Raw genomic sequence first — 16,815 nt, 5'->3', positions numbered from 1 at the left:
AAACGGCGGAATTCGGCCTAGCCGCGATGCCAAAATTTTAGTTGAATGCTCCAAATTGAAGTAGCGTGGGGATCGATATTGGGGGCGCCGATTTGAAGTGGGAACTGAGGATTGGCCGAAATGCATTTCAGTCGCGTAGTTATTGCTAGCAGATATCCCGTTGTTTTATTGGGCCTGAACTATCTGCTGGAAGCAGAACGTGATTTCGGGGTCGCTGCTCGATGCAGCGATAGTGCGAGTTGCCTAAATGCAATTCGCGCTCTTGCGCCCGATATCGCCATTCTGGACATGTCGATGCCTGACATTTTTGGGCAGGCATTGCTCGATATCGCAAATTCCCGGACTCCTGCGGTTCGGCTCGTGTTCCTCGCAACCTCCGTCGAGGATCGCGACCTCACCATGTTGGCAGAAATGGGCGCCTTTGGCGTCATCCTGAATGACGAGGAGCCCGAAACTCTTCTCCAGACATTGCGGCAAGTCGCGGACGGCCACAGGATGCTGCCTGCGCCTTCGAGCGAGGTCGCGATCTCTTCTGGGCAGTCCGCGATTTTAGAGAAGCATCTTGCCGTACTGACGGACCGGGAGCGTCAGATCATGCGTCTGGTGTCGGAGGGGTTGTCAAACAAGGAGATTGGCCGTCGTTTGAGGGTAACTGACGGCACCATCAAGGTTCATCTGCACCACATCTTTCGCAAGCTCGAGATCGGCAACAGGACGGCTCTTGCTACGCTCGCGGTCTCATACGCGGGGCAAAGCGCCTTGCCTCCCGATTGACGCGCGAGCTCTTTGACTCGGCAGGATATCAACCGACCTGGCGTTCGGGTGCGACAGCGCACGAACGCCGTCAGCGCGACAATTGGGCCGGAAGCCAAGGCGAACGAACGTCATGGGGCACAGGTCTTTTGATGTACCTTTCGATGTAGTCAGCCATACATCTAAATATCCACCAAGGCTGCTTGTTTTCGCGCTTGCGTGATTGTTCAATCGGAGAAAATTCGCGTGAACGGGAGCGGCCGCTCCAGAAGGAATGCTCCGGTGCGCACGAGCGCTCCTGCGATCGGAATTCAGGTATGACGCCTGACTGGCCTGAGCTCTACCTTACCCGACGTTCCGGTGCCGGCGGGTCCGATGGTCGTGGCGCGTCGGCTTCGAACCAGAATTTTCATGCTGCCCTGGCCCGCTCGGGGCCTCGATGGTTGCAGCCCGCCGAATTCGACGTCAGTCAGACTCTTGTCGAGCCGGCAGCGCCCGTTCCGGGCCTCCTTGATAGAGGAGTTGAGCCTGCGGGTGGGATCATCGTGCCGGTTCTCGGGGATGATCGCCTGGAGGTTCTCGCATGCATGCTCGAAGTGAGGCACGATATCGTTCGCGCGATGGACGCCTTCCTCAGCGAAGCGGAACGCAGGCGCGCTGAATGGTTGAAGTCGGAGCGGGACCGCCGCCGCTTCATCGCTTGCCGCGGACAGCTGCGCCAGGTCCTCGCTTCCAGGTTGGGGATCGCGCCGTCCGATGTCGAACTGGAATATGGACAGCTGGGAAAACCCCACCTCTCACACCGGATGCCTTCTCGCAATTTGCGCTTCAGCGTCTCTCGATCCGAAGATGTAGCGGTCATCGCGCTCTCGACCGGGCAGGAGGTCGGCGTGGACATCGAGGCAATTCGCCCCGTGCCCGAAGCGGACGAGATCGCCGCGCTGTGTTTTTCCGCCTCCGACTACGAGTCCTATGCGGCCCTCGGTCCGGACGACCGGCTGGCAGGCTTCTTCCGGCGCTGGACGCGGCTGGAGGCTATTTCCAAGGGGCTGGGATGCGGCTTGGGACATCCCGGTTCTTCGGACGACAAGGATTGGGGTGTCCGAAGTTTCATACCCAAAACGGGGTATCTCGGGTGCGTCGTTGTTCGGAAATGAATGGTCCTCCGGACTGCAGTTTCCCCGATGTAATCATTCATCGAGGATAGCGAGAAGCTTGGCCAACTTGCTCGAAAGCATGCAATTTCATTCCAAACCGCGCTTGTTTGAGACACTTCGCGGTCGCAGTCGAGAACACGGGAATAGCCTATGCAAGCGCGCGTGATGCAGTTTTCGGAACTGCTTGCAGACCTCGCGGTCAAGGACATCAAGGTCTGGGTCGAGGGCGATCGGTTGCGGTGCAGCGCTCCGGCAGGCGCGATGACGGCGGAGCTTCGCGATCAATTGCAGGGGCGGAAGGGTGAGATCATCGCGTTTCTGAACCTGGCCACCGCCACGGCCACGCAACAGCCTGCCATCATTCCTTTGCAGTCGCGCGGAACACGCACGCCAATTTACGCCGTACCCGGGCATGTCGGAGCGCCCGCCTCATTCTCGGACCTGTCGAAGCATCTGGGCGGCGATCAGCCGTTCTATGCGCTTCAACCGCCCGGCTTCGACGGGCTGAGCAAGCCGATGGACCGCGTCGAAGATATCGCCGAGTACTTCGCCCGCCAGATCCTGCAGTATCAGCCGGTCGGTCCGTATGTCATCGCTGGTTACTGCTCCGGCGGTCCAACAGCATTCGAACTGGCTAAAGCCCTCACAAAGCGCGGAGCGGATATTCCGTGCGTCGCTCTCTTTGGTCCCCTTCACCCCGCCACCCATCAGGAATTGCCGCGACTGCTGTACTTCACTGCCTGGGAGACGATCCGATCGGTCCGGAGATCGACGGCGAAGTTGCCGACATTTGGCGCGCGTCTTCGATATTTCGGCAGCCGCCTTCGCGAGCGCGCCTTCATGCGCCTCGTGCGCAAGGAGCCTGCCGCGACGGATCCGGTGCTGGCCAGCAGAGCTCTGCTGAAATCCACGGCGATGGCGGCATTTCGGCGGTATATTCCCACTCCGTACTCAGGCCGCGTATGCATCTTCCTTCCGAACAGGGCCTGGCTGCGATCGGGCGCGGCACCTCATCGATGGCGGCTGGTGGCGCCCGATGCCGAATTCTATTTCGGCCCCGACGACTGCGACGAAGTCTCCATGCTGAAAGAGCCTGACGCACCCGCCGTCGCAGAGCTTTATCGCCAGGCAACGCAGAAGCTCAACGATTGACGTGATCTGATTTTTGGCTTGCCGGATGGGAGCGCATTTCATGAATGAAGTCCTGCCTATCGTAGCGGAAAGTGTGGCGCTTCCTGCGCTGCAAGATGCCGATCATCGGGCGCTGGTCGTCGAGTACAACGCCACGTCGGCGCACTACCCATCGGACAGGACGATTGTCGATCTTTTCCATGATCAAGCGATGCTCAGTCCTGATGCTGAAGCGATCCGGTTTGGCGATACGATGCTGACATATCGGCAACTCGACGAACGCTCCAACCAGATGGCCGCGCATCTGGGCTCAAAGGGCACGGGGCCGGGTCGGATCGTCGTTGTCTTCATGGAACACTCCATCGAGGTCGTTGTCGCGATCCTGGGCGTCCTCAAAGCAGGCGCAGCCTATGTGCCGATTGATGCGGCGACGCCGAAAGGGCGCATTGCTACGATCCTGAAAGACATTTCCGGCGGAACCGGCGGGCGAACGCCGGTGGTCATCACTCAAACGCGTCTGCAGTCGGTCGTCTCTCCGGACCTTGCCGACATTTTCGTGCTCGACGCCGATTTCGCTTCGATCCTGGATCAGCCAGGCTCGGCCCGACCGTCCGCCGCGACGTCGGCAGGCATCGCCTATATCATCTTCACCTCAGGCTCGACCGGCACTCCCAAGGGCGTCGAGATCGAGCACCGCAGCCTTGTGAACTACATCTGGTGGGCCGCGCGTGTGTACAGTTCCGGCCAGCCTCTCGCTTGGCCGCTTTTCTCATCTCTCGCCTTCGACCTCACCGTCACAACGCTCTTCGCGCCGCTCATTACCGGTGGCCGAATCGTGGTCTATCTTGGCGATCCCGGGTTGAGCAACATGGTCGTGCTCAAGGTCGTGGATGACAATGCCGTCGATATCATCAAGCTGACGCCGGCGCATCTCGCGATGATCCGCGACCGCGATCTCGAGGCCACGAGATTGCGCAAGTTCATCGTGGGCGGCGAGGACTTCAAGACCGAGCTGGCGCGCGACATCACGAAAGCCATCCCTCATCCTGTCGAGATCTATAACGAGTACGGACCAACCGAAGCCACAGTGGGCTGCATGATTCATCGGTTCGACGCAGACCGGGATCAATCAGCGTCGGTGCCGATCGGCGTTCCGGCCGCCAATGCGGGAATTTACGTTCTCAGCAAGGAATATCAGCCGACCGGCCGCAACGTCATCGGTGAGATGTTCATCGCAGGCGATGGTCTCGCGAGAGGTTATTTCAATCGCCCCGATCTGACTGAAGAGCGCTTCCGCACGGTTACGGATCCCCGAGATGGCTTTTCGAGGCTGCGGCTGTACAAGACGGGCGATCTTGCCCGCTGGAGCTCGGAAGGGCGCCTGGAATTTCTCGGCCGCGTCGATCATCAGGTGAAGGTCGGCGGCACGCGTATCGAACTGGGCGAGATCGAAGCGCGGCTTCTCAAGCAGCCCCACGTTCAGGAATGCGCTGTCGTCGCCGTTCCCACTCCGGTGGGGAATGCGGAAGATGGCGCAATCACGCGACTTGTAGCCTACTATGTCGCCTCGAAACCTCTGACCGTGGCGGAGCTGCGCGCCCACCTTGCCGAAGAACTCCTGGAGTCCATGGTTCCGACGCACTATGTCTGCCTCGAACGCATGCCGCTCACGTCCAACGGCAAGATCGACCGCGCGGCGCTTCCCGAGCCGACGGCGGACAGCATTCAGCCGGCACACGAGTTCGCCGCCCCGTCAACGGAGACCGAGAAGACGTTGGCCGCCCTGTGGTGCGGTCTTCTCAAGCTCAAGTCGATCGGACGCCACGACAACTTCTTCGACCTCGGTGGGGAGTCGCTCCTGGTCGTGAGAGCGGTGGCGCGCATGCGAAAGGTCTTCGGCGTCGACGTGCAGCTTCGCAACCTGTTCGAGCGTCCGACCGTGGCCGAGCTGGCGGAAGTGATCGACGGGATGCGCTGGGTGGCCGATTCCAGAGCTGCTTCACCCTCGGGCGGACCGCGAGAGGAAATCGAACTCTAGTCTATTGCAAGGGCCGCAATTGATGCTCAGGGCGCCGATCCGGTCTGGACCTTGAGTTGGACTCATGGAACGGACGACGATGATGGACAAAGCTTGGGTACCGCAGCAAGAACCGGGGCTGCCTTGGGCAGCGGCGGAATATGAGCTCTTGCGGGACCAGGTCCGCCGCTTTGTCGAGGAGGAAATCAAGCCCTGTGCAGATCGCTGGGAGGAGGCGGGGGGCATCCCGCGTCCGGTCCTGCGTCGCATGGGCGAACTCGGCTTCTTCGGCATCCGCTATCCGGCCGAGTACGGCGGTGCCGAGATGGACACCGTCGCATCGACGGTCTTCGCAGAGGAACTCGGGCGCTCCACCTATGGCGGCGCCGCAGACGCAATGCTGGTCCAGGCCGAGATGGCTTCCAGCTATGTCTTTCACGACGGCACCAAATCCCAACGCGCTCGCTGGATGCCGGGCATTGTGAGCGGCGAGGTGATCACCGCGATCGCCATCACGGAGCCGGATGCGGGCTCGGACGTGAAGGCCATTCGCACGCGCGCGCGCCGAGACGGCGACTCCTACGTGCTCGATGGTACGAAACTATACATCACCAACGGCGTCTGTGCGGATCTCTACTGTGTTGCGGCCAAGACTGATGCTGCGGCAGGGAGCAACGGGATCACGATGTTCCTCGTCGAGAAGGGCACGCCGGGCTTCAGCGTGGCTCGCGAGCTGGACAAGCTCGGCTGGCGCTCCTCCGACACGGCCGAGCTCGTCTTCGAGGGTTGCCGCATTCCTGCCGAGAACGTGCTCGGCGCGGAGGGGCAGGGCTTCTACTCCATCATGCGCAACTTGCAGAACGAGCGCCTTGTGCTCGCCGCCATGGCGATCGGGATGGCCGAGGCGGCGATCGATATGACCCTCACTTACGTGAAAACGCGCCCCGCATTCGGAGGCGTCCTTTGGGACTTGCAGGCGATCCGTCAGCGTCTTGCGATGCTTGCTGCGAGGGTGGAGGCAAGCCGCGCGCTTCTCTATGCTACCGCCTGGCGCATGGCGGCGGACGACGACTGCATGCGCGAGATCTCGATGTTGAAGGCTCTCTGCGGCGAACTCGTCAACGAGGTGGTGTATGCGTGCGTCCAGTTCCACGGAGCCATGGGCGTCATGCGGGAGAGCCCGATTGAGCGTGTGGCGCGCGACGCCCGCATCCTCTCCATTGCCGGTGGCGCGACCGAGGTGATGCTGGACGTGGTCGCATCAATGTCGTGAGCTTGCTGCGGAAGCTGAAGCGACCGCCGGTCGGCAACATTCGCACTGACCGCAATTGGCGTCCGCGGGATGGCGGTACTAAATGTCGCCGAGCCACCGGTCGATTTCTCTGGATCCGACGATCCGTTTTGGCTGGTGCGGATTGATCGTTCCGGCCGAAAGGCTCTTCACTCTCTGGTCCTGCGCCAGCGTCCTGGTGAACTGCTTCGCTTCCTGCTCGGATTTGAAGGTCGCAGTCCTTCGCGCATGCCTGTCGGGTGGAGCATCGCGTTGATCAACGAAGGAGACGTACCAGACGTGGCCTTGCGTCATGTGGCGACCTCCGAGATTGGGTCCAGGTGCGAAAACCAGGTGGCGAAAACAAGGCTCGGCCAACCTGAGCGAGCCGGCGGCCGGGTCCACGGATAAGGGATGAAAATACGGCTTCCGTTCGAAGTGTCCCCAGGGTCTTTCTAAGTAGTTCTTCTGAGCGGTCGGTCGCAGATCACGCTTTCAAGCCGCGCGACGCGACGGCAGGACCGGGATCCGCGGCCGCCACAGCGGCGATTGACAGGTAATTATTACATGTATAAAAATATGCAAATTCATATAATATGAGATGCCCGAATGGACGCGCATCCGCTCAAGCTCAAAGTGCAGTCGATCGTTGCGGAGACGTCGGTCATTCGCAGCGTGGTGTTCGCCGTGGAGGGCGGTGCCGTGCCGGAGTGGCAAGCGGGTGCGCATGTTCGCGTGTTGCTGCCGGGCGGAGGGGACCGGCCGTATTCCCTGATGGCGTTGCCGGACCTGCCCGAAGGCACTGTGGCGCTCGGGGTACTGCGCGAGGAAACGTCAGCCGGCGGCTCAGAGTTCATCCATGCCCTTCAGGTCGGCGACGTCGTCAGAACGACCGCGCCGCTCAACAATTTCGCTCTTCACGAGGGTGCCGCGCCGGCGTTGCTGTTTGCCGGCGGCATCGGCGTCACGCCGATCCTATCGATGGCGGCGGTGCTGAAGGCGCAAGGAAACTGGTTTCGCCTGCATTATGCCGGACGCATGCCCGGGCTGCTGGCTTTCCTGCCGCAGCTGCAGGCGATCTATGCGGAGGGCCTGGCGGTCCACTACGACAGCGATGCGTCCCGCCTCGATATCGCGGCTGCGCTCGGCGATGCGCCCGCAGGTGCCCACGTCTATGTCTGCGGGCCTGCCGGCATGATTGACGCGGTGAAGGCCGCGGCGCTCGCCAAGGGCATCCCGGCAGACCGCATCCATTTCGAGCTGTTCAAGGCGGAGCAGCCAAGCTCTGCGAACCGGCCGTTCGAGATCGAGCTCAAGTCGACCGGGCAGGTCATCACGGTTGCGACCGACCAGAGCATCATCGAGGCGCTGGAAGCGGCGGGGCTCGACGTGCTCTATGATTGCCGGCGGGGCGATTGCGGCATCTGCCAGTGCGGCGTGATCGCGGGCGTGCCCGACCATCGGGACGTCATTCTCAGCGACGACGAGAAGGCGTCCAACAAGGTCATGCAGATCTGCGTGTCGCGTGCGAAGTCGGAGCGGCTTGTGTTGGATCTCTGAGCGGAGGCAAGAGGCGCCATGGCGAGATACGGAAAGGATGCCCGCGCGATCGGCGGGCTCGTGCGCGACGCCGAGGTGCATCGCGACGTCTATGTCGATCCTGAGATCTTCGAGCTCGAGATGGAGCATCTGTTTCCCAACAGCTGGATCTATGTCGGGCACGCCAGCCAGTTGTTGAAACCCGGCGATTTCATCACCGCGACTGTCGGCCGGCAGCCGGTGGTGGCAAGCCGCCATACCGACGGCTCGATCCACCTGTTCTACAATCGCTGTCCGCACAAGGGCGTCAAGATCGCCTCCGAACCGTGCGGCAACACCGGAAAGTTCTTCCGCTGCCCCTATCATGCCTGGTCGTTCAAGACCGACGGCTCGCTGCTCGCGATCCCCTTGAAGAAGGGCTATGAGGGCACCGGATTCACCGACACCCAGGCGAACGACGGGCTGTCGCGGATCAGGAATGTCGTGGTCTATCGGGATTTCATCTTCGCGCGCCTAAGCGAAAACGGCATCGGCTTCGAGGACTATTTTGGCGAAAGCCTCTCGACCATCGACAACATGGTCGACCGCTCGCCGGAAGGGAAGCTCGCCGTCATGGCCGCGCCGATTCGCTACATGCACACCTGCAACTGGAAGATGCTGGTCGAGAACCAGACCGACACCTGCCATCCCATGGTGGCGCATGAGAGCTCGGCCGGCACCGCCATCAAGGTCTGGCAACGCGAACAGGGCGACTCCAAGGAGACGCCGATGGCGGTGCAGCTCTATGGCCCCTTCATGAGCCCGTACGAGTTCTACGAGCAGAGCGGCATCCGGATCTGGCCCAACGGTCATGGCCATACCGGCGTCGCCAATTCGATCCATTCGAACTATTCGGACGTCGAGGGCTATCTCGACCAGATGATCGCAGCCTGTGGCGAGAAGCGGGCGCACGAGATTCTGGGCGAGGTTCGGCACAACACGGTCTATTTCCCGAACATCATGGTCAAGGGCGCGGTGCAGATCCTGCGCAATTTCATCCCGATCGCGGTGGACAGGACGCTGGTGGAGAGCTGGGTCTATCGGCTGGTCGGCGCGCCCGACAAGCTCTACGAGCGTGCGCTGATGTATAATCGCTTCATCAACGCACCGACCTCGATCGTCGGGCACGACGATCTCGAAATGTATGAGCGGGCCCAGGAAGGGCTGAAGACGAACGGCAATCAGTGGGTCAATCTGCGCCGGCTCTACGAGAGCGACGAGGAGCCCGACGTCACCGCCGTCATCAACGGCACGTCGGAGCGCCAGATGCGGAACCAGTTCCATGCCTGGGCCAAATTCATGACCATGGATATGGACCAGCCCGGCGAGGCCGCGGAATGATCACCGAGAAGACGATCACCGATTTCATCTATCGGGAAGCCGACCTGCTGGACACGATGCAGTGGCAGGCGTGGCTCGATTTGTTCCACCCCGAAGGGCGTTACTGGATGCCGCTGGAGTGGCAGCAGCAGGACCCGGTGCTGCAGCCGTCGCTGATGTACGAGGATCTGCTGTTGATGAAGGTACGGATCGAGCGGCTGGCCGGCGAGCGCACCTTCAGCCAGAAGCCGAAGAGCCGCTGCCATCACCTGCTCCAGGCGCCGCAGATCCTGGCCTGCGATCCGGCGGCCGGCATCTTCAGGGCAAAGACCTCCTACATCTACACCGAGACGCGCGGCGACACGCTAGAACGCTTTTCGGGATGGGCGACGCACGATCTGGTCCGGGTCGGCGATGACCTCAAGATCAGGCTCAAGCGCATTGATCTCGTGAATTTCGACGCGCCGTTCGGCAATATCCAGCTTTTCATGTGAGTGCGCCTTGACCGCAGCGACCACCGTCTACGCCCGCTTCCGCGAGACCGCCCTCGACCGCGGCGAGGCCGGCTTCCTCAACGTGCTGCCCGAGACGGCCGAGATCTACGGCATCGCGGCCGGGGAGATCTCGTATCGCGTGATGCTGGAGCGGGTCGAGCGCTGGCGCGCGGCGTTCGCGAGCCGCGGTTACGGTGAAGGCCATCGGGTCGGGCTGCTGCTGCAGAGCCGGCCGCTCTTCGTCGAGCTGTGGTTCGCGCTGAACGCGCTCGGTGTGTCGGTGGTGCCGATCAACCCGGATCTGCGGGTCAGCGAGCTCGAATACATCATCGCGCATTCCGAGATGAATGCTGCCTTCGTGCTCGCCAGGCGGCGCGACGAGGTCGAGACGGCGGCGCGCCAGGCGGGCCGGCCGATTCCGGTCGCGACCGACGGCGGCGAGATCCCGGCCCCGTTCGGCGGCGCGCGGCCGGCGAACGCCGGCGACGGTGCGAGCGAATGCGCGCTGCTCTATACGTCGGGGACGACGGGCCAGCCCAAGGGCTGCGTGCTGACCAACACCTATTTCCTGTATTCTGGAGACTGGTATCGCGACGTCGGCGGCTTGATCGATCTCCGCGGTGATAGCGTGCGTATGATCACGCCGCTGCCTTTGTTCCACATGAATGCGATGGCGGTGTCGCTGATGGCGATGCTGACGGTCGGCGGCAGCCTGACGATGCTCGATCGCTTCCATCCGCGCAGCTGGTGGCAATCGGTGCGCGACAGCCGCGCGACCTGCCTGCATTATCTCGGCGTCATGCCTTCGATGCTGATGAGCGCGCCGCCGACCAATGATGATCGTGCGCACAGCGTGCGGTTCGGCTTCGGCGCCGGCGTCGACAGGCTGCTGCATGCGCCGTTCGAGGAGCGCTTCGGCTTCCCGCTGCTCGAGGCCTGGGCGATGACCGAGACCGGAAGCGGCGGCGTGATCGCCGCCAATGCCGAGCCGCGCAAGGTCGGCACCAGCTGTTTCGGCCGTCCGGCGCCGGAGGTCGAGGTCCGGATCGTCGGCGACGACGGCCGCGATGCGGCGGCGGGAATGCCGGGCGAGCTGTTGGTGCGGCACGCGGGGGATGATCCCCGTTTCGGCTTCTTCAGGGAATACCTGAAGAACCCGGAGGCCACCGCCGAAGCCTGGAAGGACGGCTGGCTGCATACCGGCGACATCGTGTCGCGCGATGCCGATGGCGATCTGCATTTCGTCGATCGCAAGAAGAACGTGATCCGGCGCTCCGGCGAGAACATCGCCGCGGTCGAGGTCGAGTCCGTGCTCAACCGCCATGGCGCGATCCGCCAGGCCGCGGTCGCAGCGACGCCCGATCAGGTGCGCGGCGACGAGGTCGCGGCGGTCATCATCGCCGAGCAGCCGGGCGCGGACCGCGCGCTCGCCGAGGACATCGTGCGCTGGAGCCTCGAGCAGATGGCCTATTACAAGGCGCCGGGCTGGATCGCGTTCGTCGATCGGCTTCCGCTGACCGCGACCGAGAAGATCCAGCGCGGCGGATTGAAGGATTTCGTCGCGAGACTAATGCGCGACGGCGCCTTCTTCGATCTGCGCGACCTCAAGCGGCGGCAGGAGTGATCATGAGCCAGACCCGCACCACACTCATCACCGGCGGCAATTCCGGCATCGGCGAGGCGTTGGCGAAGCAGCTCGTCGGCGAGGGACAGCGGGTTATCTCGGTCGGCCTGGAGAAGCCAGACTGGACCAACGAGCTGCTCACCGCCTATCGCGCCGATTTGACCGACATCGCGGAGACGCGGGCCATTGCCGAGGAGATCTGCCGCGACCATGCGATCGATCGCCTCGTGCACAATGCCGGAATCATCCTGCCGAACCTCTTGGCCGATGCGAAGCCGGAAGACATCCTGACGCTGGCGCAGCTGCATCTCGGCGCGCCGATGCTGCTGACCCAGGCCGCGATGGAAGGGATGCGGTCGCGACGGTTCGGGCGGATCGTGTTCGTGAGCTCGCGCGCCGCGATGGGCGCGGCCACGCGCTCGGCCTATTCCGCGACCAAGGCCGGCGTGCACGGCATGGCGCGGACATGGGCGCTGGAGCTGGCGTCGAGCGGGATCACGGTCAACGTGGTCGCACCGGGTCCGATCCTGACCGACAATTTCTGGGGCATCGTCCCGAAGGGCTCCGAGCAGCAGGAGAAGATGGCGCGCAACGTTCCGGTCGGGCGGCTCGGCTCGCGTGAGGACGTCGCGCACGCGATCCGCTTCTTCCTCGACGAGCGCTCGGACTTCGTGACCGGGCAGGTACTCTACGTCTGCGGCGGCACCAGCCTGGCCGGCCTCAGTCCCTGATCGCGGCGATCAGATCTGGTTCTGGCGGATGTTCTCGACCATCTTGGCCAGCACCCGGGCGCACACCTCGATCTCGTCGGGATCGATGCCCACCGTCAGCCGGTCGTAATTTTTTTCCATGATCGGCCAGATCTTGCGCAGCAGCGCCTCACCCTCCGCGGTCAGTCCGACGACGCGGCGACGCTGGTCTTCTTCTGCGATCTCGCGCTTGACGAGGCCCGATGACACCATCGACTCGATCATGCGGCTCGCGGTCGACTGCTCGGTGACGGCCAGAACGGCGATCTCGTTGACGGTCAGGGTCTTGTAGATGAACAGCACCGAAAGCGTCCGGAACACGACGTTGTTGATGTTGTGCTCGCTGAGATCGCGGTTCTGATCCAGGTTCCAGCGATTGGCGAGCCGGTTGAAAAGATAGGGGATGTAGCTTTGCAGCTGGTCCCGTGTCCGCGGTGGACCGGATTTCCATCTGCTCCTGGAGTCTTTGGCCATTATGTCTTGCGACCCTGCTTCTTGCTTTCGCTGCCGAGTTTCGAAGCGAGGGACCGCAGCACTGACAGTGCGGTCTCCAGCTCCCGGGCGGGAATACTTTCGAGCCGTTCGCTGAGATGCCGCTTGTGCACCTCAGCCGCCTTCCTGAACAGGGCTTCGCCTTTCGGCGTCAGGCGCACGATGAACGACCGGCGGTCCTCGCTCGACATCTCCTTGCTGATCAGGTCGTCGACCAGCAGGCGCTGCACCAGGCCTGAGACGTTGCCGCCGGACACTTTCAAATTCTGCGACAACTGTCCGAGCGCGAGGCCCTCCCGGTAGCGGTCGAGCTGCGCCAGCACGTCGAACTTGGCCAGCGACAACCCGAATTCCGAGCTCAGCATCGAATTCAGCGACGCAAACAGCTCGCCATGCAGCGACAGCAGTTGCAGCCACAGCCGGGTTTCAATCTGGCCGTATGCGGGGGCGGTGCTCTCCTTGAGTGCTGCCGGCATCACGCAAAACTCTTGATGGTCCGGATCACGCCGTCGAGCTCGTTGCCGGCGGCATCCTTCAGCGCGGCTTCCCTCAGCCGGCGCGCCCAGTCGGCGGCATCCTCGCGCGGCGCGACCAGCTTGATCGCGGCCAGCGTCCTGTCGAATTTCGACAGGCCGCGGCTGTGGGTGTCGGAATAGCCTTTGACGAGGCGTCGGCACTGCAGGATCTCGACGCCCAACTGATAGTTGTTTCGGACGGCCTCGGTCGCGGCCGTGAGCCATTCGTCGCGATGCGCCGTCTCGATGGCGTGACGCAGCGAGCGGCGGCGCATGCCGCGAAGTCCGCCGACGGCATAGAGCGCGAGGAACCAGGGCAGCGAGTAGGTCCGGATCCGGCGTCCCTTGTTGACTCGGCGATCGAGCCAGCCGAGCAGGCGCGGCCTGGCTTCAAGCCAGCGGCCAAGGCCCACCGGGAGCATGCCCATCACCTCTTCCATGCGGGGATGCATGAACTCGGTGGTCTGGAGCACCTGACCCTCGGATAGTTCGAGCTCGCCTTCGATCCGCGCGCGGCGGCCCGATCTGGTCTTGAGGTCGGCAACGCGGATGACGTCGTCATAGGTCATGGCGTTGGCGAGATATTTTGCGGCGGTCTCGCTGAAGGCAAAGTTGCGCTCGGCGCCGCCGGCGCTGCGATCGGCAGCGTGAAGCTTGCCGAGGATATCGAGATATTCGCCGCCATAGGCGACGTCCTGGAAATCGACGACCTTCTTCAGCCCGGCGCGGCCCATGGGCTGCACGGCCGCGGGCAACTCCCGCGTCAGCCGGGCGGCGAGGCCGGCAAGATGGGGATCCAGCGCAGCCGGAGCGGGGGCGGTGTCGGGCGCCTTCGATTTCAAAGGCGGCGTCGGCTCCGGGGATTTCGACTGCACGCGGTCGAACGCAGCCTCGAACGCGCGGACGCTGGCCTGTGCGCCCTTGTCGCCGGCGCGGATCACGTCGAGATAGCTCTCGCGGCCAAAACTCAGCACGCCGGCGCCTGCGAGCGCGCCGAACATCGCGGCCGAGATCACGCTGCCGTTGGCGATCGCCAGCGCGTTCATGTCGAAGATGATCTCGGTCTTGGCGGCGACCCCGATGGCGCCGGTCACCGCGCCCTGGTCGGCGATGCCGTTGCCCGGTGCGATCTTCTCGCCGATCGCGAATGTCCGGTGATTGGATGCGATCAGCGTGGTGCGGTCCGGCGTCACCAGGCCGCGCAGGATCGAGCGGCCGGCTTCCATGAATTCCGCCGCCATCACCACGTCGACGTCGCCCGGCGTCGGCATCAGCGACAGGATCGGCTTGCGGCCGTCGAGCGGCGGCATCGCCTCGATGTAGTAGATCGTGGCGCCGGTGCGCTGGGCGACGCCGGGCACCGACGTCGATTGCGCGACCCAGCCATGGTTCTCGGCGAGCTGGACGATCCAGTCGGTGAGGACGCCGCCGCCCTGGCCACCCATCGCGACGATCGCGATCGAGATCGGCCGCTCGGTCGCATCACCTGCGGCGGGCAGCGCCAGTTTGACCGTTTCGTCTCTCATGCCAGAGCCTCAAGCGCCGGACGGCGGCGATCGCGCCGCCGCTGCAGCCAGCCGATCACGGCCATTGCGACCTTTGATTTGAACTTGTCCCAGCCGGTCGGATTGTGAATCACATCGGCGCGATAGAACGAGGGACACAGCACGGCTGCATCCGCGACCTCGCCGCAATTGCCGCAGCCGACGCAGGAATTGTCGATCGCCGCAACGGGATCATCGCGCAAGGGATCGTCGAGCTGCTTGACAGAGAGCGACGGGCAGCCGGAGAGGCGGATGCAGGCGTGGTCGCCGGTGCAGACGTCCTCGTCGACGCCGAAGCGCTCCTTTACCGTCCGTACGCCGTCCCTGATCGCCTTGCTGATCTGCGGCTTCACCCGGCGTTGCTTGTTCAGCATGCATTCGGAGGACGCGACGATGACCTTGGGGCCTTGCTCCTTGGTCGTCAGCGCCTCCTTCAGCGTGTCGCGCATCCGGCCGACATCGTAGGTGCGGTCGATCTGCCGGACCCATTGCCCGCCGATGCCCTTCACGGCCTGCACGATCGAGTTGTTGGTGTTGCGCCGCTTGCTGATCGCGCGCGACGACAGGATGTCCTGACCGCCGGTCGCCGAGGTGTAGTAATTGTCGACGATGACGAACACGCCGTCATGCTTGTTAAACACCGCGTTGCCGATGCCGCTGGTCAGCCCGTTGTGCCAGAAGCCGCCGTCACCCATCACGGCGATCGAGCGCTTGTCGGCCTTGACGTTGAAGGCCGAGGTCGAGGCCGGGCCGAGGCCAAAGCCCATGGTCGTGGCGCCGATGTTGAAGGGCGGCAGGATCGAAAACAGGTGACAGCCGATATCAGCGGAGACGTGATGCTCGCCGAGTTCGCTCTCGACCAGCTTCATGGCGGCGAAGATCGGCCGCTCCGGACAGCCGGTGCAGAGCCCGGGCGGCCGCGCCGGCACGACGTGTTTCAGCTTCTCGACCTCGGGATGGCCGAGCACGGGGCTGGCATCCGGCGCCGGCGGCCGGTTGCCGAGCAGCCGCGGCTCGGTCTTCTCGATGAATTCTCTGACGCCACCGAGCAGCACCTGCGCGGTGTAGTCGCCGCCCATCGGCAGCACGTCCTTGCCGTGGACACGCGCCTGGATATCCCTGCGGCGCAGCACGGTGTTGATCGCCTGCTCCAGATATTCCGGTTGGCCTTCCTCGACGATCAGGACGGCGTCCTTGTCGAGGCAGAATTCGGCGACCTCGGTGTCGATCACGGGGTAGGTGACGTTCATGACGTAAAGCGGAACCTGCGTGTTGCCGTAGGCATCCGACAGTCCGAGATATTGCAGCGCGCGGATGACATTGTTGTACATCCCGCCCTGCATGATGATGCCGACCTTGCCCTGCTTCGGCCCCATCCATTCATTCAGCCTGTTGTCGCGGACGAAGTTGATCGCTGCAGGCATCCGCGTCCTGATCTTCTCCTGCTCATGCTCGTAGGCCGCCGGCGGCAGCACGATGCGGCCGACGTCGCGCTTCGGATTGTTCAGGGCGTCCTTGATGGTGTGGGCGGGCCTGACATTGTCCTTGCAGGCAAAGCTGCCGTGCATGTGGCAGGCGCGGACGCGCACCTCCAGCATCACAGGGGTGTTGGAGACCTCCGAGAGCTCAAAGCCCTTCTCGATCAGATTGACGATGCATTCATGATCGGGGCGCGGATCGAGCAGCCAGATCTGCGATTTCATCGCAAAGGCATGGGTGCGCTCCTGCATGATCGAGGAGCCTTCGCCGTAATCCTCGCCGACGATGATCATGGTGCCGCCGGTGACGCCGCCAGAGGCAAGATTGGCCAACGCGTCGGAGGCAACGTTGGTGCCGACGGTCGACTTCCACGCCACCGCGCCGCGCAGCGGATACATCACCGAAGCCGAAAGCATCGCCGCCGCCGCCGCTTCATTGGCGGAACTCTGGAACACGACGCCGAGATCGTCGAGCACGTCCTTGGCGTCGGCCAGCACGTCCATCAAATGCGAGATCGGCGAGCCCTGATAGCCGCCGACATAGGCGACGCCGGATTGCAGAAGTGCCTTGGTGATGGCGAGGATGCCTTCGCCGCGGAAGGTGTCGCCGTCGCCGAGCCGGAGATCCTCGACCTCACGAGCAAAAGACCGTTCAGCCATTGCACCCTCCAGAAATATGCTATAGCATACGTT

At 63.3% G+C, this 16,815-nt stretch carries 15 protein-coding genes; 10 read left to right on the top strand and 5 right to left on the bottom strand.

The genetic code is table 11. From position 1 onward, the window contains the following. Window positions 1–120: 120 nt before the first annotated feature. The 5 genes from ACVISU_RS05330 to ACVISU_RS05310 all read left to right on the top strand — a co-directional run bounded on the left by ACVISU_RS05330 (window position 121) and on the right by ACVISU_RS05310 (window position 6,331). Window positions 121–774: a LuxR C-terminal-related transcriptional regulator gene (locus ACVISU_RS05330; RefSeq protein ID WP_456710759.1), complete on the top strand. Its 654-nt coding sequence runs from the start codon at window positions 121–123 to the stop codon at window positions 772–774. Window positions 775–1,070: 296 nt separating this feature from the next. Continuing rightward, window positions 1,071–1,910 carry a 4'-phosphopantetheinyl transferase family protein gene (locus ACVISU_RS05325; RefSeq protein ID WP_456706232.1) on the top strand — a complete coding sequence of 280 codons (840 nt, stop codon included), beginning with the start codon at window positions 1,071–1,073 and terminating at the stop codon, window positions 1,908–1,910. Window positions 1,911–2,060: 150 nt separating this feature from the next. Then, a complete protein-coding gene (locus ACVISU_RS05320; protein WP_050400221.1) occupies window positions 2,061–3,062 on the top strand; it encodes a thioesterase domain-containing protein in 1,002 nt (333 codons plus the stop codon). Between the two features lie 40 nt (window positions 3,063–3,102). After that, window positions 3,103–5,079, top strand: a complete 1,977-nt coding sequence (locus tag ACVISU_RS05315) for a non-ribosomal peptide synthetase (RefSeq protein ID WP_456706231.1) — start codon at window positions 3,103–3,105, stop codon at window positions 5,077–5,079. A gap of 64 nt (window positions 5,080–5,143) precedes the next feature. Continuing rightward, a complete protein-coding gene (locus ACVISU_RS05310) occupies window positions 5,144–6,331 on the top strand; it encodes an acyl-CoA dehydrogenase family protein (protein ID WP_456706230.1) in 1,188 nt (395 codons plus the stop codon). Window positions 6,332–6,409: 78 nt separating this feature from the next. Here ACVISU_RS05310 and ACVISU_RS05305 read toward each other — a convergent pair whose 3' ends face one another. After that, the gene (locus ACVISU_RS05305; protein ID WP_050400224.1) at window positions 6,410–6,643 is read right to left on the bottom strand and encodes a hypothetical protein; all 234 of its coding nucleotides are present in this window, start codon (window positions 6,641–6,643) and stop codon (window positions 6,410–6,412) included. A 294-nt stretch (window positions 6,644–6,937) separates the two neighbouring features. Between ACVISU_RS05305 and ACVISU_RS05300 the strand changes: the two genes are divergently transcribed. From ACVISU_RS05300 to ACVISU_RS05280, 5 genes are read left to right on the top strand one after another with little or no spacing between them, the layout of a single operon-like run. Next, entirely contained in the window at window positions 6,938–7,888 is a 951-nt protein-coding gene (locus ACVISU_RS05300; RefSeq protein ID WP_456706229.1) for a PDR/VanB family oxidoreductase, read from the top strand. A gap of 18 nt (window positions 7,889–7,906) precedes the next feature. Then, window positions 7,907–9,247 carry a Rieske 2Fe-2S domain-containing protein gene (locus ACVISU_RS05295; RefSeq protein WP_456706228.1) on the top strand — a complete coding sequence of 447 codons (1,341 nt, stop codon included), beginning with the start codon at window positions 7,907–7,909 and terminating at the stop codon, window positions 9,245–9,247. Further along, window positions 9,244–9,720, top strand: a complete 477-nt coding sequence (locus tag ACVISU_RS05290) for an aromatic-ring-hydroxylating dioxygenase subunit beta (RefSeq protein WP_456706227.1) — start codon at window positions 9,244–9,246, stop codon at window positions 9,718–9,720. Before ACVISU_RS05295 ends, ACVISU_RS05290 begins: the two co-directional genes overlap by 4 nt. Window positions 9,721–9,727: 7 nt before the next feature. Continuing rightward, window positions 9,728–11,344, top strand: a complete 1,617-nt coding sequence (locus ACVISU_RS05285) for an ATP-dependent acyl-CoA ligase (RefSeq protein ID WP_456706226.1) — start codon at window positions 9,728–9,730, stop codon at window positions 11,342–11,344. A gap of 2 nt (window positions 11,345–11,346) precedes the next feature. Continuing rightward, entirely contained in the window at window positions 11,347–12,075 is a 729-nt protein-coding gene (locus ACVISU_RS05280; protein WP_050400232.1) for an SDR family NAD(P)-dependent oxidoreductase, read from the top strand. Between the two features lie 9 nt (window positions 12,076–12,084). Here ACVISU_RS05280 and ACVISU_RS05275 read toward each other — a convergent pair whose 3' ends face one another. The 4 genes from ACVISU_RS05275 to ACVISU_RS05260 are packed head-to-tail and all read right to left on the bottom strand — an operon-like array spanning window position 12,085 to window position 16,782. Beyond that, window positions 12,085–12,567 carry a MarR family winged helix-turn-helix transcriptional regulator gene (locus tag ACVISU_RS05275; RefSeq protein WP_050400233.1) on the bottom strand — a complete coding sequence of 161 codons (483 nt, stop codon included), beginning with the start codon at window positions 12,565–12,567 and terminating at the stop codon, window positions 12,085–12,087. Beyond that, entirely contained in the window at window positions 12,567–13,061 is a 495-nt protein-coding gene (locus tag ACVISU_RS05270; protein WP_456706225.1) for a MarR family winged helix-turn-helix transcriptional regulator, read from the bottom strand. Before ACVISU_RS05270 ends, ACVISU_RS05275 begins: the two co-directional genes overlap by 1 nt. After that, window positions 13,061–14,626, bottom strand: coding sequence for an indolepyruvate oxidoreductase subunit beta family protein (locus ACVISU_RS05265; protein ID WP_456706224.1), 1,566 nt, complete (start codon window positions 14,624–14,626; stop codon window positions 13,061–13,063). The genes ACVISU_RS05270 and ACVISU_RS05265 overlap by 1 nt, the downstream gene beginning before the upstream one ends. Next, window positions 14,623–16,782, bottom strand: a complete 2,160-nt coding sequence (locus ACVISU_RS05260; protein WP_456706223.1) for a thiamine pyrophosphate-dependent enzyme — start codon at window positions 16,780–16,782, stop codon at window positions 14,623–14,625. Before ACVISU_RS05260 ends, ACVISU_RS05265 begins: the two co-directional genes overlap by 4 nt. Window positions 16,783–16,815 lie beyond the last annotated feature (33 nt).

The organism is Bradyrhizobium sp. USDA 4452 (assembly GCF_054063575.1).
The sequence above is the reverse complement of the archived record's forward strand: the minus strand, read 5'-3'. Positions and strand labels throughout refer to the sequence as shown.

Bases quoted from the DNA above. Each gene is read 5' to 3' on its own strand.
- ACVISU_RS05330 (WP_456710759.1), top strand. From the start codon at position 121: ATGCATTTCAGTCGCGTAGTTATTGCTAGCAGATATCCCGTTGTTTTA.
- ACVISU_RS05325 (WP_456706232.1), top strand. From the start codon at position 1,071: ATGACGCCTGACTGGCCTGAGCTCTACCTTACCCGACGTTCCGGTGCC.
- ACVISU_RS05320 (WP_050400221.1), top strand. From the start codon at position 2,061: ATGCAAGCGCGCGTGATGCAGTTTTCGGAACTGCTTGCAGACCTCGCG.
- ACVISU_RS05315 (WP_456706231.1), top strand. From the start codon at position 3,103: ATGAATGAAGTCCTGCCTATCGTAGCGGAAAGTGTGGCGCTTCCTGCG.
- ACVISU_RS05310 (WP_456706230.1), top strand. From the start codon at position 5,144: ATGGAACGGACGACGATGATGGACAAAGCTTGGGTACCGCAGCAAGAA.
- ACVISU_RS05305 (WP_050400224.1), bottom strand. From the start codon at position 6,643: ATGACGCAAGGCCACGTCTGGTACGTCTCCTTCGTTGATCAACGCGAT.
- ACVISU_RS05300 (WP_456706229.1), top strand. From the start codon at position 6,938: ATGGACGCGCATCCGCTCAAGCTCAAAGTGCAGTCGATCGTTGCGGAG.
- ACVISU_RS05295 (WP_456706228.1), top strand. From the start codon at position 7,907: ATGGCGAGATACGGAAAGGATGCCCGCGCGATCGGCGGGCTCGTGCGC.
- ACVISU_RS05290 (WP_456706227.1), top strand. From the start codon at position 9,244: ATGATCACCGAGAAGACGATCACCGATTTCATCTATCGGGAAGCCGAC.
- ACVISU_RS05280 (WP_050400232.1), top strand. From the start codon at position 11,347: ATGAGCCAGACCCGCACCACACTCATCACCGGCGGCAATTCCGGCATC.
- ACVISU_RS05275 (WP_050400233.1), bottom strand. From the start codon at position 12,567: ATGGCCAAAGACTCCAGGAGCAGATGGAAATCCGGTCCACCGCGGACA.
- ACVISU_RS05270 (WP_456706225.1), bottom strand. From the start codon at position 13,061: ATGCCGGCAGCACTCAAGGAGAGCACCGCCCCCGCATACGGCCAGATT.
- ACVISU_RS05265 (WP_456706224.1), bottom strand. From the start codon at position 14,626: ATGAGAGACGAAACGGTCAAACTGGCGCTGCCCGCCGCAGGTGATGCG.
- ACVISU_RS05260 (WP_456706223.1), bottom strand. From the start codon at position 16,782: ATGGCTGAACGGTCTTTTGCTCGTGAGGTCGAGGATCTCCGGCTCGGC.